The sequence below is a fragment of the Aquincola tertiaricarbonis genome (genome assembly GCF_023573145.1).
Lineage (GTDB): Bacteria > Pseudomonadota > Gammaproteobacteria > Burkholderiales > Burkholderiaceae_C > Aquincola > Aquincola tertiaricarbonis_B.
Window position 1 is genome coordinate 707,327 of the sequence record NZ_CP097636.1, and the last position, 24,559, is coordinate 731,885.

The 24,559-nt window shown below is 69.9% G+C and carries 26 protein-coding genes and 1 tRNA gene; 14 read left to right on the plus strand and 13 right to left on the minus strand.

The annotated features are described in order from the left end of the window. Positions 1–34: 34 nt before the first annotated feature. Both MW290_RS17470 and MW290_RS17475 read right to left on the minus strand, forming a co-directional pair. Positions 35–907: an SMP-30/gluconolactonase/LRE family protein gene (locus MW290_RS17470; RefSeq protein WP_250198979.1), complete on the minus strand. Its 873-nt coding sequence runs from the start codon at positions 905–907 to the stop codon at positions 35–37. Further along, a complete protein-coding gene (locus MW290_RS17475; RefSeq protein WP_250198980.1) occupies positions 904–1,752 on the minus strand; it encodes an NAD-dependent epimerase/dehydratase family protein in 849 nt (282 codons plus the stop codon). Before MW290_RS17475 ends, MW290_RS17470 begins: the two co-directional genes overlap by 4 nt. Positions 1,753–2,044: 292 nt before the next feature. Between MW290_RS17475 and MW290_RS17480 the strand changes: the two genes are divergently transcribed. From MW290_RS17480 to glxR, 5 genes are all read left to right on the plus strand, one after another. Beyond that, on the plus strand, positions 2,045–3,859 hold the full coding sequence (locus MW290_RS17480) for a pectate lyase (RefSeq protein WP_250198981.1): 1,815 nt from the start codon (positions 2,045–2,047) through the stop codon (positions 3,857–3,859). A 143-nt stretch (positions 3,860–4,002) separates the two neighbouring features. Beyond that, complete coding sequence (locus MW290_RS17485; protein WP_375142958.1) at positions 4,003–4,722, plus strand: FadR/GntR family transcriptional regulator; 720 nt, start codon at positions 4,003–4,005, stop codon at positions 4,720–4,722. 59 nt (positions 4,723–4,781) lie between these two features. Continuing rightward, positions 4,782–5,762 carry a Bug family tripartite tricarboxylate transporter substrate binding protein gene (locus MW290_RS17490; protein WP_250198982.1) on the plus strand — a complete coding sequence of 327 codons (981 nt, stop codon included), beginning with the start codon at positions 4,782–4,784 and terminating at the stop codon, positions 5,760–5,762. Between the two features lie 17 nt (positions 5,763–5,779). Then, positions 5,780–6,574 (plus strand): HpcH/HpaI aldolase family protein, encoded by a 795-nt coding sequence (locus MW290_RS17495; protein WP_250198983.1) that lies wholly within the window; start codon positions 5,780–5,782, stop codon positions 6,572–6,574. A gap of 31 nt (positions 6,575–6,605) precedes the next feature. After that, positions 6,606–7,502, plus strand: coding sequence for a 2-hydroxy-3-oxopropionate reductase (gene glxR, locus MW290_RS17500; protein ID WP_259373501.1), 897 nt, complete (start codon positions 6,606–6,608; stop codon positions 7,500–7,502). Positions 7,503–7,730: 228 nt separating this feature from the next. Here the strand turns inward: glxR and MW290_RS17505 are convergent, their stop codons facing one another. From MW290_RS17505 to MW290_RS17515, 3 genes are all read right to left on the minus strand, one after another. Further along, positions 7,731–7,907 (minus strand): PIN domain-containing protein, encoded by a 177-nt coding sequence (locus tag MW290_RS17505; protein WP_250198985.1) that lies wholly within the window; start codon positions 7,905–7,907, stop codon positions 7,731–7,733. A gap of 20 nt (positions 7,908–7,927) precedes the next feature. Then, on the minus strand, positions 7,928–8,182 hold the full coding sequence (locus tag MW290_RS17510; RefSeq protein ID WP_250198986.1) for a type II toxin-antitoxin system Phd/YefM family antitoxin: 255 nt from the start codon (positions 8,180–8,182) through the stop codon (positions 7,928–7,930). 117 nt (positions 8,183–8,299) lie between these two features. Beyond that, positions 8,300–9,211 carry a DMT family transporter gene (locus MW290_RS17515; protein ID WP_250198987.1) on the minus strand — a complete coding sequence of 304 codons (912 nt, stop codon included), beginning with the start codon at positions 9,209–9,211 and terminating at the stop codon, positions 8,300–8,302. Between the two features lie 90 nt (positions 9,212–9,301). Here MW290_RS17515 and MW290_RS17520 point away from each other — a divergent pair, with 90 nt between their 5' ends. Next, positions 9,302–10,234 (plus strand): LysR family transcriptional regulator, encoded by a 933-nt coding sequence (locus MW290_RS17520; protein WP_250198988.1) that lies wholly within the window; start codon positions 9,302–9,304, stop codon positions 10,232–10,234. Here the strand turns inward: MW290_RS17520 and MW290_RS17525 are convergent. The 4 genes from MW290_RS17525 to MW290_RS17540 form a co-directional block, all read right to left on the minus strand. Further along, positions 10,218–11,099 carry a 3',5'-nucleoside bisphosphate phosphatase gene (locus MW290_RS17525; RefSeq protein WP_250198989.1) on the minus strand — a complete coding sequence of 294 codons (882 nt, stop codon included), beginning with the start codon at positions 11,097–11,099 and terminating at the stop codon, positions 10,218–10,220. The genes MW290_RS17520 and MW290_RS17525 overlap by 17 nt on opposite strands. Positions 11,100–11,137: 38 nt before the next feature. After that, positions 11,138–12,253, minus strand: a complete 1,116-nt coding sequence (locus tag MW290_RS17530) for a PQQ-dependent sugar dehydrogenase (RefSeq protein ID WP_375142915.1) — start codon at positions 12,251–12,253, stop codon at positions 11,138–11,140. A gap of 257 nt (positions 12,254–12,510) precedes the next feature. Beyond that, positions 12,511–14,223 carry a single-stranded-DNA-specific exonuclease RecJ gene (gene recJ, locus MW290_RS17535; protein ID WP_250200043.1) on the minus strand — a complete coding sequence of 571 codons (1,713 nt, stop codon included), beginning with the start codon at positions 14,221–14,223 and terminating at the stop codon, positions 12,511–12,513. A gap of 11 nt (positions 14,224–14,234) precedes the next feature. Continuing rightward, the gene (locus tag MW290_RS17540; RefSeq protein ID WP_250198990.1) at positions 14,235–15,152 is read right to left on the minus strand and encodes a hypothetical protein; all 918 of its coding nucleotides are present in this window, start codon (positions 15,150–15,152) and stop codon (positions 14,235–14,237) included. A gap of 67 nt (positions 15,153–15,219) precedes the next feature. Between MW290_RS17540 and MW290_RS17545 the strand changes: the two genes are divergently transcribed. From MW290_RS17545 to MW290_RS17570, 6 genes are all read left to right on the plus strand, one after another. Beyond that, the gene (locus tag MW290_RS17545; protein WP_250198991.1) at positions 15,220–16,494 is read left to right on the plus strand and encodes a lipoprotein-releasing ABC transporter permease subunit; all 1,275 of its coding nucleotides are present in this window, start codon (positions 15,220–15,222) and stop codon (positions 16,492–16,494) included. Continuing rightward, positions 16,487–17,167 carry an ABC transporter ATP-binding protein gene (locus MW290_RS17550; RefSeq protein ID WP_250198992.1) on the plus strand — a complete coding sequence of 227 codons (681 nt, stop codon included), beginning with the start codon at positions 16,487–16,489 and terminating at the stop codon, positions 17,165–17,167. Before MW290_RS17545 ends, MW290_RS17550 begins: the two co-directional genes overlap by 8 nt. A gap of 158 nt (positions 17,168–17,325) precedes the next feature. Next, complete coding sequence (locus MW290_RS17555) at positions 17,326–18,540, plus strand: cation:proton antiporter (RefSeq protein ID WP_250198993.1); 1,215 nt, start codon at positions 17,326–17,328, stop codon at positions 18,538–18,540. Further along, entirely contained in the window at positions 18,537–19,673 is a 1,137-nt protein-coding gene (locus MW290_RS17560) for a YbdK family carboxylate-amine ligase (RefSeq protein ID WP_250198994.1), read from the plus strand. Before MW290_RS17555 ends, MW290_RS17560 begins: the two co-directional genes overlap by 4 nt. Before the next feature lie 70 nt (positions 19,674–19,743). After that, entirely contained in the window at positions 19,744–20,016 is a 273-nt protein-coding gene (locus MW290_RS17565; RefSeq protein ID WP_250198995.1) for a type II toxin-antitoxin system CcdA family antitoxin, read from the plus strand. A gap of 2 nt (positions 20,017–20,018) precedes the next feature. After that, positions 20,019–20,318 carry a CcdB family protein gene (locus tag MW290_RS17570; protein WP_250198996.1) on the plus strand — a complete coding sequence of 100 codons (300 nt, stop codon included), beginning with the start codon at positions 20,019–20,021 and terminating at the stop codon, positions 20,316–20,318. A gap of 21 nt (positions 20,319–20,339) precedes the next feature. On the opposite strand, the gene MW290_RS17575 is transcribed toward MW290_RS17570, so the two are convergent. The 3 genes from MW290_RS17575 to MW290_RS17585 all read right to left on the minus strand — a co-directional run bounded on the left by MW290_RS17575 (position 20,340) and on the right by MW290_RS17585 (position 22,301). Continuing rightward, positions 20,340–21,455, minus strand: coding sequence for a S1C family serine protease (locus MW290_RS17575; RefSeq protein WP_250198997.1), 1,116 nt, complete (start codon positions 21,453–21,455; stop codon positions 20,340–20,342). 95 nt (positions 21,456–21,550) lie between these two features. Beyond that, complete coding sequence (locus tag MW290_RS17580; RefSeq protein WP_250198998.1) at positions 21,551–22,147, minus strand: rhomboid family intramembrane serine protease; 597 nt, start codon at positions 22,145–22,147, stop codon at positions 21,551–21,553. A gap of 69 nt (positions 22,148–22,216) precedes the next feature. Next, a tRNA-Leu gene (locus tag MW290_RS17585) sits at positions 22,217–22,301 on the minus strand. A 103-nt stretch (positions 22,302–22,404) separates the two neighbouring features. On the opposite strand from MW290_RS17585, the gene cysM reads away from it, so the two are divergent. Together cysM and MW290_RS17595 are read left to right on the plus strand one after the other, a co-directional pair. Then, positions 22,405–23,310, plus strand: a complete 906-nt coding sequence (gene cysM / locus MW290_RS17590) for a cysteine synthase CysM (RefSeq protein ID WP_250198999.1) — start codon at positions 22,405–22,407, stop codon at positions 23,308–23,310. A gap of 17 nt (positions 23,311–23,327) precedes the next feature. Continuing rightward, positions 23,328–23,555, plus strand: coding sequence for a sulfurtransferase TusA family protein (locus MW290_RS17595; protein WP_250199000.1), 228 nt, complete (start codon positions 23,328–23,330; stop codon positions 23,553–23,555). Between the two features lie 107 nt (positions 23,556–23,662). Here MW290_RS17595 and galU read toward each other — a convergent pair whose 3' ends face one another. Next, a complete protein-coding gene (galU, locus tag MW290_RS17600) occupies positions 23,663–24,529 on the minus strand; it encodes a UTP--glucose-1-phosphate uridylyltransferase GalU (protein ID WP_250199001.1) in 867 nt (288 codons plus the stop codon). Positions 24,530–24,559: the final 30 nt, after the last annotated feature.

Below are 24,559 nucleotides of genomic sequence, written 5' to 3' on the forward strand. Positions count from 1 at the left end.
TATCGGGGGTTCCGGGGGTCGGGCAACGGGCTCTTCAGGCCTTGCAGGGGGCTTCGGGCAGCCCGCGGGCGCCCGGGCAATCGACGAACAGCGCGCCGGCCAGCGCCGCCTGCTCGGGCGGCGGCGAAGCGGGGCGGATCGAGGTGACGTACAAGGTGTCCAGCGCCGCGCCGCCGAAGGCGCACATCGCGGGCTTGGCCACCGGCACGGCGATGGAGCGGTCCAGCCGGCCGTCGGGCGTGAAGCGGTGCACCAGGCCGGCGTCGTTGGCGCAGATCCAGTAGCCGCCCTCGGCGTCCACCGCGGCGCCGTCGGGGCGGCCGGGGTGCTCGTTGAAATCGATGAAGAGCCGGCGGTTGCGCGGCGTGCCTTCGTCATCCAGGTCGAAGGCCCAGACCTTCTGCACGCTGGGGTGCGAGTCGCTCAGGTACATCGTGCGGCCGTCGGGGCTGAAGCCCAGGCCGTTGGGCGTGATCAGCCCGTCCAGCACCTTCACCAGGCCGCGCTCGTCCCAGCGGTACAGCGCGCCGGCATCGCTGGCCAGGCTCATGTCGCGCACCATGGTGCCGGCCCAGAAGCGGCCCTGGCGGTCGGTGCGGCCATCGTTGAAGCGCATGTGGTCGCGCGCATGGCCCACCGGCGCGACGAGGGCCGCGTCCAGGCGGCCGTCGTCCTGCGGCTGCAGCCGCCACAGGCCGGTTTCCATCGCCGCGATCAGACCGCCCTGCGCATGCAGCGCGATGCAGCCGGTGCGCTCGGGCGTGGCCCAGCTCTGTGTGCGGTCGGTGGCCGGGTGGTGGCGGCGCAGCCACTGGCCGTCGATGTCCACCCACCACAGCGCCTGTTCCTCGGGCGACCACACCGGGCTTTCGCCCACCTGGTCGCGCAGATCGGACACCGGCTTCATTCGAAGGGCCCCGTGCGCACGAAGGGGCCGCCCTGGTAGACGTTGGCCGGGTCGTTCATGTCCAGCACCGGCTCGCCGGCTTCCACCTTGGCGCGGAAGGGCTCGGAGCTGTCCTGCGGCCGGTAGCCGATGTGGGCGCCGTAGGTGTTGTCGTAGAAGCGGGTGTGGTTGTCGCTGATGCCGAAGATGATGCTGTGGCCCACCACCGGCGCGGTGAGCGCGGCCACCACCAGGCGCTCCAGGTCGTCGTAGCTCATCCAGGTGGCCAGCATGCGGCGGTTGCGCGGCTCGGGGAAGCTGGAGCCGATGCGCAGGCACACGGTCTGGATGCCGTAGCGGTCCCAGTAGAAGCGCGACAGGCTTTCACCGAAGGCCTTGCTCAGGCCATAGAGGCCGTCGGGCCGCATCGGGTCGCGGGCGTCGATCACCTCGTCTTGCCGGTAGAAGCCGGTGACGTGGTTGCTGCTGGCAAACAGCACGCGCTTGACGCCCTGCTTGCGGGCCGCTTCGTACAGGTTGTAGATCCCCACGATGTTGGCCTGCAGGATGGGCTCCCAGGGCTGCTCGGTCGACACGCCGCCCAGGTGCACCACCGCGTCCACGCCTTCCAGCAGCTGCAGCACCGCGGGGGCATCTTCCAGGCGCGCGGGCATCACTTCCTCACGCGGGCCGGCGCTGCCCAGGTCGGCGATGTCGGAGAGGCGCAGCGTCTCGCAGTAGTGGGGCAGGCGTTGGCGCAGCTCGCGCCCCAGGCCGCCGGCAGCGCCGGTGAGCAGCAGGCGCTTGAAACGCAGGGGCGTGGTGGCGACCGGGGCAGAGGTCATGGGGCGGTTGTCAGTTGTCATACAACGGCGGCAATGGTCGATGACCGGCTACGTACTGTCCACAGGGTTTACCCGGCGCGTCTGCCAGCGTCGGCGGCATGAGGCGCGGCGAGCCCCCGGCCTGGATGGCGAAGAGGCCGGCGGGGTGGATGACTTGCCCTCGGCGGCATCGGGGAAATCGGCAACTTGTGACCGCCGGTACGCATAGATCGACGCGTGCGCGCGCGGGCGCGTGCGCCGGTGCGATGGCACGCCCAAGACGCCGTTTTGCAGCGGAGTTGTGCGGGTGAAGCCCGTGAGGTCGACTTGTACGATGACTTACGACAACGAGGAGACACCCATGCTCAAGCGCCGCAGCTTCATGCTGTCCACCCTGGCCCCCGCGGCCCTGGCCGCCTGTGGTGGCAGCGACGACGACACGCCCGCCAACCCCGACACCGGCAGCGGCACCGATGCCGTGGCCCAGGCCCGCGATGCGATGAAGCGCGCTGCGGTGTACATGGACCAGACCGTCTCCTACCGCGGCGGCTATGTGTGGCAGTACCTGCCCGACCTCAGCATCACCTGGGGCGAGATGGAGGCCAAGCGCAGCATGTGCTGGATCCAGCCGCCCGGCACGCCCACCGCCGGCCATGCGCTGCTGGACGCCTACCACGCCACCGGTGACGAGACCTTCTACACCGCCGCCGAGCGCACCGCGCTGGCGCTGGTGCAGGCCCAGCATCCGGCCGGCGGCTGGAACTACATCTACGACTTCGCGGGCGAGGACTCGCTGCGGCACTGGTACGAGACCATCGGCGCCAACGGCTGGCGGCTGGAGGAGTTCCAGCACTACTACGGCAACGCCACCTTCGACGACGCCGGCACCGCGGTGTCCTCGCAGTTCATGCTGCGCATGTACCTGGAGAAGAAGGACCCGCGCTTCCTGGCCTCGGTCGACAAGGCCATCGGCTTCGTGCTGGCGGCGCAGTTCAGCGGCGGCGTGGCCGACGGCGGCTGGCCGCAGCGCTTTCCGGTGGCCAACGGCATCAGCAGCATGCCGCAGCCCAACCCGCAGCTGCTGCCGGCGGGCGCCACCCAGGGCATGGAAGACGGCGACTACACCCGCCACGTGACCTTCAACGACGACGTGGCCGGTGAGAACATCAAGTTCCTGCTGCTGTGCATCAAGGGCCTGGGCCGCACCGAGCTGGTGGCGCCCGTACAGCGCGCGATGGACTGCCTGCGCCGCCTGCAGCAGCCCGGGCCGCAGGCCGGCTGGGGCCTGCAGCACCTGGCCACCGACCACGGCGGCCGGGCGGCCGGCGCCCCCGCCGGTGCCCGCAGCTACGAGCCGCGCGCCCTGGCCACGCACACCACGCAGACCAACGTCCAGCAGCTGTTCAACTACTTCCGCATCACCGGCGACCGCAGCTACCTGGCCCGCGTGCCCGAGGCCATCGCCTGGCTGGAGAGCTGCAAGCTCACCGCCCAGCAGATCGCCGACAACCCGCTGCTCAATGGCCGCACCCATCCCACCTTCATCGAGCTGGGCACCAACGTCGGCCGCTTCGTGCACCGTTACGGCTCCAACATCCACAACGGTGCCTATTACGTCGACCACGATCACCGCAACACGCCCAGCCACTACTCGGCCGGCCGCAACATCAACATCGCCGGCCTGCAGCGCACCTATGACGAACTGGCCGGCATGAGCGATGCGGCGGTGGCCGAGATGGCCGCCCGTTCACCGCTGAAAGTGACCACCGCCGGCGCGTTGCCCAAGTACTTCTCGCTGCGCGAGGTGGACTTTGCCGACCTGCTGACCGGCGCGGTGATGACCAGCCCGACGGTGAGCGAGGCCGATGCAGCCAAGCTGGTGGCCGACCTGGGCACCAAGAACCACTGGCTCACGCCGCTGGCGCAGGTGACCAACCCGTACCGCGGCGACGGCCCGGCGGCCGAGTACGCCGGCACCGCCTACCGCAGCAAGCATGTGGGCGACATCTACGACACCTCGCCTTACGACCCGCAGGACCCGCCGCTGGTGGATCCGTACGTCAAGAAGGACCGGCCGCTGGGCATCAACACGGCCGATTTCGTGGCCAACCTGGGCAAGTTGATCGCCTTCGTGGCGCCAGTGAAGTAGGGTGCGCGAACGGCCGACGATGCTACGTAGAAACCAGCGTTGTCGGTTGTCGTACAACCAATCACAATGCCCACGTGAAACCGAACCTGCCCTCGTCCCTCCCGGTCTCCACCCCGGTCGTTCCGACCGCCGACGGCACCGTCGTGCGCCGCCGCCCCCGCACCCTGGCGCTGGAGCTGGTGGATGCGCTGGGCGACCGCATCCGCGAAGGCCATCTCAAGGTGGGCGACAAGCTGCCCACCGAGGCGGCCATCATGGGCGAGTTCGGCGTCAGCCGCACCGTGGTGCGCGAGGCCATCTCCAAGCTGCAGGCCTCGGGCCTGGTGGAAACGCGCCACGGCATCGGCACCTTCGTGCGCGGCGTGGGCGACGAGGCCGAGCCCTTTCGCATCGACCGTGAGCAGCTGGGCACGCTGCGCGACGTGATCGCGCTGCTGGAGCTGCGCATCGGCATGGAAACCGAGGCCTGCGGCCTGGCCGCCCAGCGCCGCACGCCCGACAACCTGGCCGCGATGCGCCAGGCGCTGGACGCCTTTGCCAAGGCGCTGGAAGAAGACGGCGACACCGTGGGCCCCGACTTCCAGTTCCATGTGGAGATCGCCCGGGCCACGCAGAACACCCACTTCATCGGGCTGATGAACTACCTGGGCGCGATGATCATCCCGCGCGCCCGCCTCAACGGCGCCGACGTGCTGGACGCCGAACGGCGTGAATACCTGCGCCGCGTGAACGGCGAGCACGAAAGCATCTACGACGCCATCGTCCACCAGGACCCCGAAGGGGCCCGGGCCGCGATGCGCACCCACCTGGCCAACAGCCGCGAACGCCGACGCCGAGCCACGGCGCTGGCCGAGCGGGGCTGAAGCCACCCGCTTTTGCCAACTCAGGCGTGCCGCTGGCCGCCGACCCGGAGACAACCGCGATGAAGTACACCACCCGCCGATTTCTCCAGTCCACGGCCGCCCTCGGGCTGCTGGCGGCTGCCGGATGGGCCAGCGCGCAGGCCGACGCCTGGCCCAGCAAGCCCATCCGCATCGTGGTGCCCTACACGCCGGGTGGCTCGTCCGACATCATTGCCCGCATCATCAGCCAGCCGCTGCAGGAGGCGCTGAAGCAGACGGTGATGGTCGAGAACAAGCCGGGTGCCAACGGCAACACCGGCAGCGACATGGTGGCCAAGGCCCCGGCCGACGGCTACACGCTGCTGCTGTGCGACGTGGGTGCGCTGTCCATCAGCCCCTCGGTCTACACCAAGCTGCCCTTCAATCCCTCCAAGGACTTGAAGGGCGTGACCATGCTGGCCTACTCGCCCCACCTGCTGGTGGTGCATCCGTCGGTCAAGGCCAACAACCTGAAGGAGCTGGTGGCGCAGTCCAAGGCGGGGCAGATGGACTTCGCCATCACCGCCATCGGCAGCGCGCCGCACCTGGCCGGCGTGGCGGTGGAAAAGGCCACCCAGGCCAAGTGGCAGTACATCCCGTACAAGGGCGGCTCGCAGGCGCTGAGCGACACCGTCGCCGGCCAGACCCAGGTGGTGATGAACGGCATGCTGGCCACGCTGCCTTTCGTGCAGTCGGGCAAGCTCAAGGTGCTGGGCGTGAGCAAGGCCACCCGCGTGCCGCTGCTGCCTGACGTGCCCACCATCGCCGAGCAGGGCGTCAAGGGCTTCGAATCCGGCACCTGGCAAGGCATTCTGGTGCCGGCCGGCACGCCGCAGCCGGTGGTGGACAAACTCAATGCCGAGCTGACCCGCATCATCCGCTCGCCCGAAGTGCGCTCGCGCCTGACCGCGCAGGGTGCCGAGGTCTACACCATGACCCCGGCCGAGTTCGGCAGCTTCTTCGAGCGCGAGCGCAAGCACTGGGCCACCGTGGTGGCGCAGGGTAACGTCAAGCTCGACTGAGCCAACTGGAGGGCGTGATGAGAGAAAACCGCTTGCGATCGCTGTGGGCCGAAGGCAAGGCCGCCGTCAACGGCTGGCTGGCCATTCCCAACAGCTTCTCGGCCGAGACCATGGCCCACCAGGGCTGGGACACCCTCACCATCGACCTGCAGCACGGCGTGGTGGACTACGCCGCCATGGTCGGCATGCTGCAAGCCATCTCCACCACGCCCACGGTGCCGGTGGTGCGCGTGCCCTGGCTGGAAGCCGGCATCCTGATGAAGACGCTGGACGCCGGCGCCTACGGCGTCATCTGCCCGATGATCAACAGCCGGCAGGACGCGCAGAACCTGGTGGCCTGGACCCACTATGCGCCGCGCGGCACCCGCAGCTTCGGCCCGGTGCGTGCGCTGCTGTACGGCGGCCCCGACTATGCCGAGAAGGCCAACGACACCATCGTCACCTTCGCGATGATCGAGACCGCGCAGGCGCTGGACCACCTGGACGACATCCTGTCGGTGGAAGGCCTGGACGCCATCTACATCGGCCCTTCCGACCTGTCGCTGGCCCTGGGCTGCAAGCCGGTGTTCGACGACGTGGAGCCGCTGGTGGCGCAGGCCATCGACCACATCCTGGCGCGTGCCAAGGCCCACGGCTTGCGGGCCGGCATCCACAACGGCCGCACCGACGTGGCGCTGGGCCGCATCGCCAAGGGCTTCGACTTCGTCACCGTCAGCTCCGACGCGCGGCTGATGGCCGCCGGCGCCCAGGAGACGCTGGCCCGCATGCGCGCCGGTGGTGCTGGTGCTCCGGATCAGAGCGGCGGCTACTGAGCTTCTTCTTCACCCCATCGCACACCAAAGGATCAACGTCATGAAACTCGGATTCATCGGCCTGGGCATCATGGGCACGCCGATGGCGGGCCACCTGCGCGCCGCCGGCCATGAGCTGTACGTGCACACCCGCAGCAGCGTGCCGGCCGTGCTGGCCGAAGCCGGCGCCGTGGCCTGCGCCAACGCCACCGAAGTGGCGCAGAAGGCCGACATCGTCTTCTTGATGGTGCCCGACACGCCCGACGTGGAGAAGGTGCTGTTCGGCGAGAACGGTGTGGCCGCGGGCCTCAGCAAGGGCAAGACCGTCGTCGACATGAGCAGCATCTCGCCCATCGAGACCAAGGCCTTCGCCAAGCGCATCAACGAGCTGGGCTGCGACTACCTGGACGCGCCGGTGTCAGGCGGCGAGGTGGGTGCCAAGGCGGCCAGCCTGACCATCATGGTGGGCGGCGAGCCGGCGGTGTTCGAGAAGGTGAAGCCCCTCTTCGAACTGATGGGCAAGAACATCACGCTGGTGGGCGGCAACGGCGACGGCCAGACCACCAAGGTGGCCAACCAGATCATCGTGGCGCTGAACATCGCGGCGGTGGGTGAGGCGTTGCTGTTCGCCAGCAAGGCCGGCGCCGACCCGGCCAAGGTGCGCCAGGCGCTGATGGGCGGCTTCGCGGCCAGCCGCATCCTGGAGGTGCATGGCGAGCGCATGGTCAAGCGGACGTTCAACCCGGGCTTTCGCATCGGGCTGCACCAGAAGGACCTGAACCTGGCGCTGCAGGGCGCCAAGGCCATCGGCGTGGCGCTGCCGCAGACCGCGGGCGCCGCGCAGCTGATGCAGGTGGCCGCCGCCCAGGGCTGGGATCAACTGGATCACTCCGCGCTGGTCAAGGCGCTGGAGGTGATGGCGGGGCATGAGGTGGCGAAGGGGGACTGAGATCCCCAAGGGTCCGAAGGGCCCTTTTACAAGGGCCCCGGGGGACGCGAGCGCAGCGAGCTTGGGGGCGAATCTCAGTCCCGCCGGGCCGCCCCAAGGGACTGAGATCCCCCTCGGGGGGGCGCGAGCGCAGCGAGCTTGGGGGCGAATCTCAGTCCCGCCGGGCCGCCCCAAGGGACTGAGCGCCCCCTCGGGGGGCAGCGAGCGCAGCGAGCTTGGGGGCGAACCTCATTCCCAGGGGTTCAGTACCTGTACGCCGAGGTCTGACACGTCACGCACGTTGCGCGTGACGAGGATCAGGCCGTGATGCAAGGCGGTGGCGGTCAGCAGTCTGTCAACGGCGGGCAAGGGGCGCGCCAGCCGCCTCACCGGGTCGGGCGACTTGCGCCGCAACTGCGGCAGCACTTAGGTGTCGATCAGGTAGCTCACAGTGACACGTCGCGCGTCAGACTCGCGTCGCGCTCGATCACCAGCTCGTCATCCAGCCCTGCCAAAGGCGACGCCTGCATGAACGCCAGCAGTGAAGCCTGCTGGCCCGACATGCGCTCGAACGCCGCCCGGGAGAGCACCACCGCCACCGACTTGCCGTGCACCGTGATGTCCTGCGGGCCATCCTGTTCCGCGCGCTTGACCACTTCCGACAGGCGCGCCTTGGCGTCCTGCATCTGCCACGTCTGCATGGGAACGTGCTGGTCTGACCAAACAGGTCTGACTGTATCGAGTTGAGCCTGGCCGGTGTGAGTCGGTAGGCACACGTCAGCGCACGTGTTGCGAAGGCCTCCTGACCTGGGAGTCGGTCACGCACGAGGGCTGCTGCCCGGCCGAGTCGCCCACCACGCCGAACCCACGATCAGCAAGCCGCCCAGCCAGCCCTGCAGGCTCATCGGCTCGCCCATCCAGAAGACGGCGATCAGCGCGCCCCAGAGCGGCTCGCTGCCCATGAGCAGGGCCACGCGCGAAGGGCTGGTGCGACTGGCCGCGTAGTTCTGCGCGAAGAAGGCCAGCAGCGTGGACAGCAGCACCAGAAAGGCCATCGCCCACCAGAAGCCGGCGTCGGCCGGCAGCGGCTGCCACGCGGTACCGTGCAGCGCCAGCATCAAGGCCGTGGCGCCCAGCGTCATCACGCCCGTCTGCACGGCCGTGAGCGTCAGGGCCGGCAGCGCGTGGCGGGCGCCGTGGCGGCGCGTCATGCACACCATCACGCCCCGCAGCAAAGCAGCCAGCACCATCAGCGCGTCCCCGCCATTGAGCCCGGCAGTCCCGCCGTGCTGGAAGGCCAGCAGCCCGGCGCCGCACAAGGACAGGCCGGCCGCTGCCAGCATGCCGCTACTCGGTCGGGTCTTCAGCAGCACCCATTCGCACAGCGGCGTGAAGGCCACGCACAGGCTGATCAAGAAGGCCGCGTTGCTGGCCGTGGTCAGTGACACGCCGAAGGTCTCGCAGACGAAGATGGCCAGCAGGTTGAGCCCCAGCCCCGAAGCGCCGACCAGCGCGGGCCGCCAGCCCGGAACGGCCAGCCCGCGCAAGGCCGGCAGCAGCAGCAAGAAGGTGAGCCCGAAGCGCAGCACCAGGAACTGCAGCACCAACAACTGCCCGGTGGCCACCTTGGCGGCGCTGTAGCTGCCGCCCCAGATGATGGCCACCAGCAGCAGCAGGGCGTCGATGGGGCTGAAGATCGTGGGGGCGTGAACGCGCCGGTCGGCCTGCATGCCGCGTCCTTGGTGTCGTCAGGAAGCACGCATTCTTCGAAGGCGCCCTGGCGCTGACTAGACTGCCCGCCAGAACAGGAGTTGTGCTCCGTGGGCAACGATGATTTCTTGAAGGTGATGCACGAGCTGGTCGCCTTCGTGCGGGTGGCGGAGGCGGGCAGCTTCTCGACCGCGGCGCGGCGCCAGGGCCAGACGCCTTCGGCCGTGAGCCGACAGGTGGCGCGGCTGGAAAGGGCCATGGGCGTTTCGCTGCTGCAGCGCTCCACCCGGCAGCTGCGGCTGACGGATGCCGGACTGGAGGTGCTGGAGCGTGGGCGCGAGATGGTGGCCGCCGCGCAGGCCACGCTGCGGGTGGCCGAAGGCCATGTCGGCGAGCCCCGCGGGCGCGTGCGCATCAGCGCGCCCAAGGCCTTTGCGCGCCACGTGCTGCACCAGCCGCTGCTCGACTTCCTGCAGCGCCATCGCCAGGTCGACGTGCAGTTGCTGGTGGCCGATCGGCCGGTGGACCCGCTGCGCGAGGGCATCGACCTGGTGGTGCGCCTGACCGACGACCCACCGCAAGGCCTGGTCGCGCGGGCGCTGATGCCGGTGCGCCAGTGGGTGGTCGCCAGCCCGGGCTACCTGGCAGCGCATGAGGCCATCCAGCGGCCCGAGGACTTGATGGCGCACAGCTGCCTGTCGCTGGGCGAACAGGCCCGCGACAGCCGCTGGCGCTTCAGCCGCGCCGACGAGGCGGTGGAGGTCGTGGCGGACGGCCGCTACACCGTGAACCACAGCGAGATGCGCCTGGCCGCCGTCGAGGCCGGCCTGGGCGTGGGCTGCGTGCCCGACTTCGTGGCCCATGAGGCCCTGGCCGCCGGCCGGGTGGTGCGCCTGTTGCCCGAGTGGGCCTTCGACACCAACTACCAGGGCGTGGCTTACCTGCTGTTTTCAGCCAGCTGCTACACGGCGCCGAAGATGCGCGCCCTGATCGACCATCTGGTGGCGGCGCTGCGGCCGGCGCCGGTCACTGCGGCCGGATGATCCTGCTTTCCAACCCCTCCCACACCGGCTTCAACTGCCCCGGCAGGTAGGGCAGGGCGCCCAGGTCGGTGTGGCTTTCTTCGGGCGAGTGGAAGTCGCTGCCGCGCGAGGCGTAGAGGTCGAACTCCTTGGCCATGTCGGCGTACTTCACGTAGTCGGCCTGGTTGTGGCTGCCGGTGATCACTTCCACGCCTTGCCCGCCGTGGGCGATGAATTCGGTGAAGAGGGCGTATTCCTCGGTGGGCGTGAAGGCGTAGCGGCCCGGGTGGGCGATCACGGCCATGCCACCGGCATCGACGATCCAGCGCACCGCGTCGCCCAGCTTCGCCCAGCGGTGGGGCACGTAGCCGGGCTTGCCTTCGGTGAGGAAGCGGCGAAACACTTCAGAGGTGTCGGCGCACACGCCGGTGGCCACCAGGTGCCGCGCGAAGTGGGTGCGGCTGATCAGCTCGGGGTTGCCCACGTACTGCAGCGCACCTTCGAATGCGCCGTGAATACCCACCTGCGCCAGGCTGGCCGCCATTTCGCGCGCCCGCTCCTCGCGCCCGCCTCGGGTGCGTTCCAGGCCCTCGCGCAGCGCGCGGTCGTCGATGTCGAAGCCCAGGCCCACGATGTGTACCGTGATGCCGGCAAAGGTCACCGAGATCTCGGCGCCGGTGAGGTAGTTCAGGCCCACCGCCAGCGCCGCGTCGCGGGCGCGGTGCAGGCCGCCCACTTCGTCGTGGTCGGTCAGCGCCCACAGCTGCACGCCGTTGGCGGCCGCCCGCGCAGCCAGCCCCTCGGGCGTCAAGGTGCCGTCCGACACTTGCGAGTGGCAGTGCAGGTCGGCGTTCAGCAGGTCGGTGGCGGCAGTGGCTGTGGTCATGGCCCGATTGTCTCAGGCCACTCCCATCCGCGATGCTGTCAGGGCTGCAGCCGCAGGATGCGCCCGTCGGCGTTGTCGGTCAGCACGTACAACCAGCCATCGGGACCCTGGCGGACGTCGCGGATGCGCTGGCCCAGGCGCGTCAGCAGCCGTTCTTCGCCGACCACGCGCGCGCCGTCCAGCTGCAGCCGCAGCAGCGCCTGGCCGCGCAGCGCGCCCATGAACAGGTTGCCCTGCCAGCCAGGGTAGCGGTCGCTGGTCAGAAAGGCCAGGCCCGAGGGCGCGATGGACACCGGCACCCAGTGGCGCAACGGGGGCACCACGTCGTCGCGGGTCTCGCCTTCGCCGATGCGGGTGCCCAGGCCGTAGTTGCGGCCGTAGGTGATCACCGGCCAGCCGTGGTTGCGGCCCTTCTCCACCCGGTTGAGTTCGTCGCCGCCCTGGGGGCCGTGTTCGGTGGCCCACAGCTCGCCCGTCTCGGGGTGCAGCGCCGCGCCCTGCACGTTGCGGTGGCCGTAGCTCCACAGCTCGGGCCGGGCCTCGGCCTTGGCGGCCGGGCCAGTGAAGGGGTTGTCAGGCGCCGGCTCACCGTCGGTGGTGATGCGCACGATCTTGCCGATGTGGTTGCCCAGCACCTGGGCATCGTCCTTGAGCGAGAAGCGGTCGCCGAGGGTGACGAACAGCGCACCGCTGCGGTCGAACACCAGGCGCGAGCCGAAGTGGCTGCCGCCGTTGTGCTTGGGGGCCTGGCGGAAGATCACCTTCACGTCGGACAGGCTGTCGCCCTGCAGCGTGGCGCGGGCCACCGCGGTGCCGTTGAGGCCGCCGTCGCCGGGCTCGCTGTAGCTCCAGTAGACGCGGCGGTTGTCCGCGAAACGCGGGTCCACCACCACGTCCAGCAAGCCGCCCTGGCCGCCGGCATCCACCTTGGGCAGCCCGGCCAACGGCTTGCCCACCGTGCCGTCGGCCGCCACGATGCGCAGCCGCCCGGCCTTTTCGGTGACCAGCATGCGGCCATCGGGCAGGAACGCCAGGGCCCAGGGGTTCTGCAGCCCGCGGGCCACGGTGACGGTGCGCGGCTCGGCCGCGTGCACCGCCATCGTGGCCGCCCACAGGGCGCAACCGGCGGCAAAGGCGAGCAAAGAGCGTTTCATGGCGACGGCCTGGGCGGCGGGGTGATGCACATGGTCGATGGACCCGCCCGCGGCCCGCCGGTTCCGCAACGGGAGCAGGTTCAGCCGCCGGGCCGCCCCAAGGCTGAACGCGCCCCGAGGGTCTGAAGGGCCCTTTTACAAGGGCCTGGGGGGCAGCGAGCGAAGCGAGCTTGGGGGCACCACCCGCCCGCCGGGCCGCCCCAAGGACGGGTGCTCCCCCTCGGGGGGACGCGAGCGCAGCGAGCTTGGGGGCACCCTCACACCGAAGCTTCGACCATCATCTGTACCCGCTGCTGCCCCTGGTATTCGTCCAGGCAGATGCGGTAGGCCAGCCGCGCGCGGGGCGGCAGCGGCTCCACGCGGCCGAACCAGATGGCGTCGCGCAGCTGGCCGCCCAGGCGCAGCCGCAGCTTCAGGTGCTTTTCGCCCACCAGGCGCTGGGCCACCACGTCCACCTCGTCGCAGAAGGTGGGCGCTTCGAACGATTGGCCCCACACCTGGCCGTCCAGCACCTGCACCGTCTCGGCGTTGTAGTACTCCACCGGCAGCGCGCCGTCGGTGCGCAGCCGGCGTTGCAGGGTGTCGGCGTCCAGCCATTCACGGGCCACCTGCTGCAGCGCCTCGGCAAAGGTGGCAAAGCCGCTCTCGTCCAGCGTGCAGCCGGCGGCCATGGCATGGCCGCCGAACTTCTTCAGCACGCCAGGGTGGCGCTTGCTCACCAGGTCCAGCGCATCGCGCAGGTGAAAGCCCGGAATGCTGCGGCCCGAGCCCTTGAGCAGCCCGTCCTGCCCACGCGCAAACACGAAAGTGGGCCGGTGCAGCCGGTCTTTCAGGCGGCCCGCCACGATGCCCACCACGCCCTCGTGGAACTCGTAGTCGAAGATCGCCAGCGCGGGCGGCGCCTCGCCGTCCGGCATCAGCCGGTCGAGCAAGGCCTCGGCCTGGTCGCGCATGCCGCTTTCCACGGTGCGCCGCTCACGGTTGATGGCGTCCAGCTGCGCGGCCAGCTCGGTGGCGCGGGCGCTGTCGTCGGTGATCAGGCATTCGATGCCCAGTGTCATGTCGGCCAGCCGGCCGGCCGCGTTGATGCGCGGGCCCAGCGCAAAGCCGAAGTCGAAGGCGCTGGCCCGGCTGGCATGGCGCCCGGCTGCGCTGAACAGCGCCGCCACGCCCGGCTGCATGCGCCCGGCGCGGATGCGCTTGAGCCCCTGGGCCACCAGGCGGCGGTTGTTGGCATCGAGCTTCACCACGTCGGCCACGGTGCCCAGGGCCACCAGGTCGAGCAGCGCATCCAGCTTGGGCTGGCTGGCGGCGTCGAACACGCCACGTGCACGCAGCTCGGCCCGCAACGCCAGCAGCACGTAGAACATCACGCCCACACCGGCCAGCGACTTGCTCTCGAAGCTGCAGGCCGGCTGGTTGGGGTTCACGATCACGTCGGCCTCGGGCAGCACCACCTGGGTGCCTACCAGCGCGGGCAGGTGGTGGTCGGTCACCAGCACCTGCAGGCCCAGTTTGCGGGCATGGGCCACGCCCTCCAGGCTGGCGATGCCGTTGTCCACCGTCACCAGCAGGTCGGGCTGCTGCTGCATCGCCAGGTCGACGACGGTGGGCGTGAGGCCGTAGCCGTGCAGCGCCCGGTCGGGCACCACGTAGCGCAGCGTGCCGGGCCGTGCGCCCAGCATGGCCAGGCCGCGCAGGGCCACGGCGCAGGCCGTGGCGCCGTCGCAGTCGTAGTCGGCCACGATGCAGATGCGGCCGCCGCGGGCCAGGGTGTCGGCCAGCAGCACCGCGGCGGCCTGCGTGCCGTGCAGGCTGGCGGGCGGCAGCAGACGGCCCAGGCCGTCGTCCAGGTCGTCGGGCGTGCGCACGCCGCGCGCCGCGAACAGGCGGGCCAGCAGCGGGTGCACGCCGGCCTGCTCCAGCGCAAAGGCCACCCGCGGCGGCACGTCGCGGGCTTCCAGCAGGATGTTGGCGGTGCTCACAGGTTCTCCAGCAGCGGCGCCAGGGCGCGGCGCGCGGGGCGCAGCCGCTGCCACAGCGTGGGTTTGGCATAGGTATAGGTGACGGCGCTGGCCTCGCCACACAAGGTGAGGCGGGCGCCGGGCTGCGCCGCCAGGGCAGCGATCGGGCCGGCGTCCAGCGCCTGCCAGGCCTGCAGCCAGGCACCCCAGTCTTCGGCCAGCGCCGGGGCGGTCAGGCGCTGGTCCAGCTGCGGCGCGGCGGCTTCGTCGGCGGCCTGCCAGGCGCCGGTGGCGCTGAGCCAGAACGAATTGACCGGCAGCAGGCCCTGCGCTTCGCGCGCCTCGTTCAGCGGGTGGTGGTGCAGCAGCATCTGCATCTCGTTTTGCAGCCGGCGCCACAGCCGCGCCGGGCCCTGGCCGGCGGCCCGCGGCAGCCACAGGTCGATGCCGCGGTGGGTCACGCGGTCGAGCGAGGCGGTGGGCAGCGCCGCCAGCGAGTCATGGCGCGCCGCCCAGCGGTCGGCGCCTTGCCACACCAGCTGCACGCCTTCGCTTTCGAACAGCGGCAGCATCGCGTCGAAGGCGGCGCGTGAGCCGGCTTCGTCGAGTTGCATGGCCGCCGGCGGCAGCAGCGTCACGCTGTCGCTGCCCACGGCCCAGTGCGCGGGCGTGATCCAGCCCCAGCCGCCAGCGGCTTCGGGCGGTTTGCCCATCTCGCGCGCGGCCCAGGGCAGCAGGCCGTCAACGGCGGGCCAGCCCAGCGCGCGGGCCAGCGCACGCTCATGCGGCGGCGACAAGGTGGTCTCGTCGCCGCTGTCGCGGTCGGTCTCGGCCCAGCGGGCCAGCAAGGTTTCCAGGTGGGGCAGCTGCAGTTGGCTCAGCGCATGGCGGCCAGCGTCGGAGCCGGGCGCCGCATGGGGAATCAGCAGGTGCATGGCGCGATTATCCCGGCTGGCGCCGCCCTGCAAACCGGCAACCTCGCTGGGCTACCATGCGCCCCGCATGACAAGACCCACGAGTTCCTGGCCCTACGAGTGGCAGATCGGCTGGCGCTACACCCGTGCCGGCCGGGCGGGGCGCCGCAACGGCTTCATCTCCTTCATCTCCGGCGTGTCGATGCTCGGCATCGCGCTGGGCGTGGCGGCGCTCATCATCGTGCTGTCGGTGATGAACGGCTTCCAGAAGGAGGTGCGCGACCGCATGCTCAGCGTGATCCCGCACGTCGACCTGTTCGATGCGCAGGGCGCGCCGCTGGCCGACTGGCAGGCCACCGCCGCCAAGGTCAGGCAGCTGCAGCCCCAGGTGATCGGCGCCGCGCCCTTCGTGGCGCAGCAGGCGCTGGTGGCCCGTGGCGACGACATGCGCGGCGTGCTGGTGCGCGGCATCTCGCCGGCCGACGAGGCGCAGGTCACGCCGCTGGCCGCCAGTTCGCAGGGCCATGTGTTCAGCCTGCTCCAGCCTGGGCAGTGGAACATCGTGCTGGGTGCCGAGCTGGCCCGGCAGCTGGGCGTGGTGCCGGGCTCGCAGGTCACGCTGGTGGCGCCCAATGGCCAGGTCACGCCGGCCGGCGTGGTACCGCGGCTCAAGCAGTTCACGGTGGCAGGCACCTTCGAATCGGGCCACTACGAATACGACAGCTCGCTGGTGATGGTGCACCTGGACGACGCTGCGGTGTTGTTCCGCACCGGCGGCCCGACCGGCCTGCAGCTCAAGCTGCGTGACCTGAATGAGGCCCGCAGCGTCGCCGCGGCGCTGGGCACCGGCCTGGGCCCCGAGGTGGTGGTGCGCGACTGGACGCGCACCAACCGCAACTGGTACGACGCGGTGCAGCTGGAAAAGCGGATGATGTTCATCATCCTCACGCTCATCGTCGCGGTGGCAGCCTTCAACCTGGTGTCCACGCTGGTGATGACGGTGACCGACAAGCGGGCCGACATCGCCATCCTGCGCACGCTGGGCGCCAGCCCGCGCAGCATCATGGGCATCTTCATGGTGCAGGGCGCGGCCTCGGGCATCGTCGGCACCGTGGCCGGCGTGCTGATCGGGCTGCTGGTGGCCTTCAACATCGACATCATCGTGCCGGCCATCGAGCGGCTGCTGAACACCAGTTTCCTGCCGGCCAGCGTGTACGTGATCAGCCGCATGCCCAGCGATCCGCAGTGGAACGACATCGCGCCCATCGGCGTGATCTCGCTGGTGCTGGCCTTCGTGGCGACGATTTATCCGAGCTGGCGCGCCAGCCGCATCAACCCGGCGGAGGCGCTCAGGTATGAGTAAGGTCATCCTGCGCAGCACCGGCCTGCGCAAGCGCTTCCATGAGGGCCAGATCGACGTCGAGGTGCTCAAGGGCATCGACCTGGACGTGCGGGCCGGCGAGACGCTGGCCATCGTCGGTGCCTCGGGCTCGGGAAAAAGCACGCTGCTGCATCTGCTGGGCGGGCTGGACGCGCCGAGCGCCGGCAAGGTCGAGCTGATGGACCGCGACTTCGCGGCCATGGGCGCAGCCGAGCAGGGCCGCTGGCGCAACCAGCACCTGGGCTTCGTCTACCAGTTCCACCACCTGCTGCCCGAGTTCACCGCGCTGGACAACGTGGCCATGCCGCTGCGCATCCGCCGCCTCGGCGTGCCCGAGGCGCAGGCGCGTGCGCGCGAAGCCCTCGGCCGCGTGGGCCTGGCCGGGCGCGTCAGCCACCGGCCATCGGAACTGTCTGGCGGTGAACGCCAGCGGGTGGCCATCGCCCGGGCGCTGGTCACCGGCCCGGCCTGCGTGCTGGCCGACGAGCCCACCGGCAACCTCGACCGCGAGACCGCGCAGGTGGTGTTCGCCGAGATGCTGGCCATGGCCCGCGAACGCGGCACCGCGTTCGTGCTGGTGTCGCACGACGAAACCTTGGCGTCACGCTGCGATCGCATGCTGCGGATGCGCAGCGGCGTGCTCGGCGAAGGCTGATCGAGCTCTGCCGCGAACGCGGCGCCGTCCTACACGCAGACGCGGCACGGGCTGACAGTCTGTTCACCACCTCGCCCGGACGATGAAGGGCCGGCCCCGGCACGTCCGTGGGTCGTCTCGGCCATCGCTGCCCATAAACACGACAACGAGGAGAGTGCATGACCGATTCGCTGTGGTCCTGGTTGATCACTGCCCCGTGGGCGTTGCGCCCCGACACCTTGCTGGGTGCCAGCTTGCTGATGGTGGCCGCCGCCCTGCTGGGTGAAGTGGCCTGGCGCCGCCTGCGCTGGCCGCGCCTGACCGGCTATGCCGCCGTGGGCACCGTGCTGGCGCTGGCCGGCCTGGGCGCCGATGGCAACGAAGCCGCGTTGCGCCTGGCCGTGGACGTGGCGCTGGCGCTGCTGTTGTTCGAAGCCGGCGCACGCCTGAACTTGCGCTGGCTGGCCCGCAACCCGTGGCTGCTGGCCACCAGCCTGTGCGAAGCGGCGCTGGCCGGCATCGCGGTGCTGATCGCCGCGCGGCTGATGGGCGTGCCGCCCACGGTGGCCGGTCCGCTGGCCATCATCGCGATGGGCGTGTCGCCCGCGGTGATCCAGCGGGTGGTGGGTGAATGCGATGCTGCTGGGCAGGTGACCGAGCGGCTGATGGCCTTGTCGGCGCTGAACACGCTGTATGCGGTGCTGGGCCTGAAGCTGCTCAGCGCGGGCCTGCTGTTGAGCGACCCCGGCACCTGGCTGAGCGCGCTGCCCGAGGTCATCGTCTCGTTCTTCGGCTCCTTCCTGCTGGGCGCGGCGCTGGGCTCCTTGCTGGCCTTGATCGCGCGCCGGCTCGACCTGCGCAACGAGAACTCGGTGGTGCTGGTGCTGGGCTGCGTGATGGTGGCGCTGGTGTTGGCCAAGACGCTGAAGCTGTCGCTGCTGCTGGTGCCGCTGCTGGCCGGCATGTGGCTGCGCAACCGCACCGACCGGCCCTGGGTGTGGCCGCGGCACTTCGGCACCGTGGGTGGCGTGCTGGTGCTGGTGCTGTTCGTGGCGGTGGGCTCGGGCTGGTCGCCTTCGGCGCTGGCCACCGCCGGCCTGGTGGCGGCGGTGCTGGTGCTGGTGCGCTGGGTGGCCAAGTTCGCGGCGGTGTTCGCGCTGGCCCGGCCCAGCGGCCTGGCCTGGAAGCAGGCGGGCGCGCTGGGCGCCTCGCTGCTGCCGCTGTCGGCCACGGCCTGGGTGCTGGCGCTGGACTTCGGCGTCGCCCACCCGGCCGTCGGCCCCGCGTTGATGCCCTTCGTGCTGGCCATGCTGGCCTTCATCGAGCTGCCATCGCCGCTGGTGGTGATGTACAGCCTGCGCGCGGTGGGCGAGATCGAGAAGGAACCCCGATGAGTCTTGAAGCCTTTGCCTCTTCCAGGGCCTTCACCATGGGGGTGGAGCTGGAGCTGCAGATCGTCAACCGCCATGACTACGACCTGACCAACGGCGCCGCCGACCTGCTGCGCGTGATGGAGCGCCACAAGCTCGAGGCCGACGTGAAGCCCGAGATCACCAGCAGCATGATCGAGACGTCCACCGGCATCTGCGAGCGCCACCACGACGTGATCACGCAGCTGAGCGACGTGCGCGACGCGCTGGTGGACAGCGCCGGCCAGCTCAACCTGCGGCTGTGCGGCGGCGGCACCCACGCCTTCCAGGACTGGAGCCAGCGCCGCATCGTCGACACGCCGCGCTACCTGCAGGTCTCGCAGCTGTACGGCTACCTGAGCAAGCAGTTCACCGTGTTCGGCCAGCACGTGCACATCGGCTGCCCGTCGCCCGACGATGCGCTGTGGCTGCTACATGCGCTCAGCCGCTACGTGCCGCACGTCATCGCGCTGTCGGCCTCGTCGCCCTACATCCAGGGCAGCGACACCGGCTATGAGTCGTCGCGCCTCAACACCGTGTCGGCCTTCCCGCTGTCGGGTCGGGCGCCCTTCATGCTGAAGTGGAGCGAGTTCGAGCACTTCTTCAGCAAGATGGAGCACACCGGCGTCGTCAAGTCGATGAAGGACTTCTACTGGGACATCCGGCCCAAGCCCGAGTTCGGCACGATCGAGGTGCGGGTGATGGACGTGCCGCTGACGGTGGAAAAGGCCGCCGCCATCGCCGTGTACCTGCAGTGCGTGGCCCGCTGGCTGCTCACCGAGAAGCCCTTCGAGCCGCAGGACGACGACTACCTGGTCTACAGCTACAACCGCTTCCAGGCCTGCCGCTTCGGGCTGGATGGCGAGGTGGTGGACCCGCGCACCGCCGAGCACAAGCCGCTGCGCCAGCTGATCGCCCAGACCCTGCAGCAGGTGGAGATGCATGCCATCGAGCTGCGCGCCGAAAAGGGCCTGCTGCTGCTGCGCGACCAGCTCACCCGCGACCAGCCCAGCGACGCCGGCTGGCTGCGCGCCACCCAGCAGCGCGAACAGTACCTGCCCGAGGTCGTGCGCCAGCAGTGCATGCGCTTTGAAGGGGTGCGGACGCCGGGGCGGTGAGGGCGGCGGAAGTTCATCGGCGTGCGCATAATGAGTGCGCACGCCATTACGCCACACTTCCTCCAAAGCCATGCCTTACGCCCGATCGCACCAGTCCGCGGCCATGGTTCGCCCCACAGCCCGGGACCGCAAGCCGGCCAACTTGAGCCTGCCGGTCGACTTGATCGACGAAGCGCGGAGCTTGGGCATCAACCTGTCTCAAGCCGCTGCATCGGGCATTGCGGCCGCCATCACCCAGCATCGGCAGGCGCGTTGGGTGGCTGAAAACCAGGACGCGCTGCAAAGCTCCAACGCCTTCGTCGACCAGAACGGACTACCGTTGGACCGTTATCGCCACTTTTGAGCATGGCCAGGTTCCACGTGTATGCCAACTCAGAGGGCGGCGGGTTGCTGCTGGATGTGCAGGCCAACTTGCTGTCGCATCTGAACACTTGTGTCGTGGTGCCGCTGCTCCCGCTGGCCCAGGCGCCCAAGCCAGCGATGGTGCTCAATCCTGTGTTCAAGATCGACGGCGTGGATTGCATGATGGCCACTCAGTTCCTGGCTGCCGTACCACGCCGCGTGCTGGGCCCTGAGAAGGCTCGCCTCGTGGATCAAGCCGACGTCGTGGTCAGCGCGCTGGATTGCCTGTTCCAGGGCATCTGATCGCTGGCGGCTGCGGCCGCGTCAAATCCCCTGCGCCCGCCGCAGCGTCTTCATGCGGTCCACGCTGTGCAGCGTCACGCGCTGGGCCTCGCCCTCGCGCACGATGTCCAGTTGCACGTCACGCTCGGGCTGACCGCCCTGCCACAAGCTTTGCCACAGCGCGGCCAACGTCTTCACGCTCGCGCCGTCGATGCGCAGGATGCGATCGCCCGGCTGCAGGCCCGCCACGTCGGCCGGGCTGTCGGTGCTCACACGGGCCACACGCAGCTCACCACCCAGCTCCACGCAGTTCAGGCCCAGCCAGGCCCGCTTGCTGGCCGCCGACATGCCGGCGCGCCGCAGCTCGGGCAGGATGGGCGTCAACAGGTCGATCGGCACGAACATGTTGCCCGGCATCGAAGGCGCCTCGTCGCCCAGCGCCTGCGCCACCACCAGCGAGCCGATGCCCACCAGCTCGCCGCGTGAGTTGAAAAGGCCGGCGCCGCTGTGGTCGGCCCGGGCCGGCGCGGTGAACAGCGCGCCGTCGATCAGGTACTCCCAGTAGCCGGCAAAGGCCCGGCGCGAGACCAGCTGCGCGATGCCGACGATCGCGCCGCCGTCGCTGCGCAGTCCGCCGGGGCCGCTGGCCATCATCAAGGGCTCTTCCACCTGCAGCGCGCCGGCCGAGCCCAGCGGCACCGGCGCCACCTTCAGCGGTGCCAGCGCCTGCAGCAGGCCGAAGCCGGTGGCCACGTCGTAGGCCACCACGCGGGCGGGCACCCGGCGCTCATCGTCCAGCACCAGCTGCACCTGGTCGGCTTCGAGGATCAAATAGCCGATGGTCAGCACGAGGCCGTCGTCGCTGATCACCACGCCCGAGCCGGCGCGCACCCGGCCCAGCGTGGCGGCCGAACTGGCATCGGCCACCGCCATGGCCTGCACGCCCACCACGGCGCGGTGCGCACGCTGCAGGGCCTGCAGCTGCTGCGGGTCGACCGCGTCAGCGCCTTCCTGGGAGGCGGCAGAAGGGGAGGCCGCGGGGGCGGCCGGCGCAGGCGCTGCCCACGCGGCCACGTTGACCAACGCGCCCAGCAGGGCGATCAGCAACGCGGCCAGCATCAGCGATGCTTCCATCCACGTCTTGCGATCGAAACCCATGGCTTCCTCCGCTCGCCGTGAATCACCGGCGATGGGAAAAAGCATGAGGCATCGCGCGCGCCCTACGCGCGTCAGGGTTTAACCCGGGCAGGCCTTCAGCGGCGGCGGCGCGGGAAGGGGGCCTGGCCGCGCCAGTAGCGAATCATCAGGAAGCCGCCCAGCATGCCGCCCAGGTGGGCGAAGTGGGCCACGCCGCTGGGGCCGCCCAGGCCCATCAGCAGTTCCAGGCCGCCGAAGATGGCCACGTACACCTTGGCCTTCATCGGGATCGGCGGGATCAGCAGCTGGATGGTGCGGTTGGGAAACAGCATGCCGAAGGCCAGCAGCAGGCCATACAGCGCGCCCGAGGCACCCACCGTGGGTGCGCTGGAGCCGATCAGCGCCGTCCAGCCCAGCTGCACCACGGCGGCGGCCAGCGCGCTGGCCACCAGGAACTGGATGTAGCGGCGCTGGCCCCAGAGGTTTTCCAGCTCGGAGCCGAACATCCACAGGCCCAGCATGTTGAACAGCAGGTGGAAGGCGCTGCCGTGCAGGAAGGCATAGGTCACCACCTGCCAGGGCTGGAACAGCCCGGTGCTCAGCGGCCACAGCGCGGCCAGGGCTTCGTACTGGGGCGGAATCAGCAGACCCAGGCAGAAGATGCCCACACAGATCAGGATCAGCGTCTTGGTGACCGGCGGCAGAGGCGGCATTCGGATGATCTCAAGGAGGCGGAGCGTTCGCCGGATGCCGGAGGCCAGGCGCCCGGCGGCGTGCTTGCATGGTGCCCGCGGCCAGACTCGAACTGGCACGCCTTGCGGCGGCGGATTTTGAATCCGCTACGTCTACCGATTTCGTCACGCGGGCATGAGGCGCCGTGGAGCGCTTGCGTGGGCGCGGATTATTGCATGGGGTTCGGGGTGCCCCGCCCGCACAAGCGGCGCGCGGGCGCTGCTGCCACAATTGGCGTATGCCTCAATACCAGACCTTGGAAGACGTGATCGGCGGCACGCCGCTCGTGCGGCTGCAACGCCTGCCCGGGCCCGAGATCGCGCAGCGCAACAACGTGATCCTCGGCAAGCTCGAGGGCAACAACCCGGCCGGCTCCGTGAAAGACCGTCCGGCGATCAACATGATCCGCCGCGCCGAGGAGCGTGGCGAGATCCGCCCCGGCGACACGCTGATCGAGGCCACCTCGGGCAACACCGGCATCGCGCTGGCCATGGCCGCCGCCATCCGCGGCTACCGCATGGTGCTGATCATGCCGGAGGACCTGTCGATCGAACGTGCGCAGACCATGAAAGCCTTCGGTGCCGAGCTGGTGCTGACGCCGCGCTCCGGCGGCATGGAGTACGCCCGTGACCTGGCCGAGCAGATGCAGAAGGACGGCAAAGGCCGCGTGCTCGACCAGTTCGCCAATGCCGACAACCCCGCGGTGCACTACGACACCACCGGCCCCGAGCTGTGGCAGCAGACCGAAGGCGGCATCACCCACTTCGTCAGCGCGATGGGCACCACCGGCACCATCACCGGCGTGTCGCGCTACCTGAAGGAGCGCAACCCGGCCATCCGCATCGTCGGTGCCCAGCCCAGCGAGGGCTCGCGCATCCCCGGCATCCGCAAGTGGCCCGAGGCCTACCTGCCCAAGATCTACGACCCCAAGGCCGTGGACGAGCTGGTGTACGTGTCGCAGGCCGATGCCGAGCACATGGCCCGGCGCATGGCCAGCGAAGAAGGCCTGTTCGCCGGCATCTCGGCCGCCGGTGCCTGCTGGGCCGCGCTGCAGCTGGCCCGCACGGTGGAAAACGCCACCATCGTGTTCGTGGTGTGCGACCGGGGCGACCGCTACCTGTCCACCGGCGTGTTCCCGGCCTGAGCCCACCGCATCCCGCGATGAACGCACACAAAGAGATCGACACCCGCGGCATGAACTGCCCGCTGCCCATCCTCAAGGCCAAGAAGGCCCTGGCCGACATGGCCTCGGGCGAGGTGCTGAAGGTGGTGGCCACCGACCCGTCGTCGACGCGCGACTTCCAGGCCTTCGCCAAGCAGACCGGCAACGAGCTGCTGGAGCAGACCGCCGCCGGTGGCGAGTTCACGCACTACCTCAAGCGCCGGTAGATGGAGCACCCGGCGCCCCTGAGGGGCGCCACCCTCCGGGAGGGTGCCGAGGCCGCTTGGGAGCGGCCCGGCGCTGGCCTCGGGAAGGCGCAGCCGGCGCCTGAAGATCAGAGGTCGATGCCCTTGAGGTATTCACGGAAGCCGGGGCCCAGCGTCGGGTGCGCCAGCGCCAGGGCCACGTTGGCTTCCAGGAAGCCTTCCTTGCTGCCGCAGTCGTAGCGCTGGCCTTCGTAGCGGTAGGCAAACACCTTCTCGCGGCGCAGCAGGCCGGCGATGCCGTCGGTCAGCTGGATCTCGCCACCCACGCCGCGCGGCTGGTTGGCGATCTCGTGGAAGACGCCCGGCGTCAGGATGTAGCGGCCAGCCACGCCCAGGTTGGACGGGGCGTTCTCAGGCGCCGGCTTCTCGACGATGCGGGTCAGGTCCAGCAGGCGGTCGCTGACCGGCGTGCCGTCGACGATGCCGTAGCGGCGGGTGTGCTCGGGCGGCACTTCCTGCACCGCGATGATGGAGGCGCGCCACTCCTTGAACTGCTCGACCATCTGCGCCAGCACCGAAGGCTTGCCCACCATCAGGTCGTCGGCCAGCAGCACGGCGAAGGGCGAATTGCCCACCAGGCGCTGCGCGCACAGCACGGCGTGGCCCAGGCCCAGGGCCTGCGCCTGGCGCACGTAGATGCACTCCATGTCCTTGGGCTTGACGCTGTGAACCACATCCAGCAGCTCTTTCTTGCCCGCTTGTTCAAGGGCTACTTCGAGCTCGAAGGTCATGTCAAAGTGGTCCTCGATCGGCCGCTTGTGCCGACCGGTCACGAAGATCATCTCCCGCACGCCCGCCGCATACGCCTCTTCCACGGCGTATTGGATCAGTGGCTTGTCCACCACGGGGAGCATCTCTTTCGGCTGCGCCTTCGTGGCCGGGAGAAAGCGAGTACCCAGGCCTGCTACGGGGAAGATGGCTTTTGTGACCGGCATAAATCGTTGAGGGTGAGGGAGTCGTTGGAT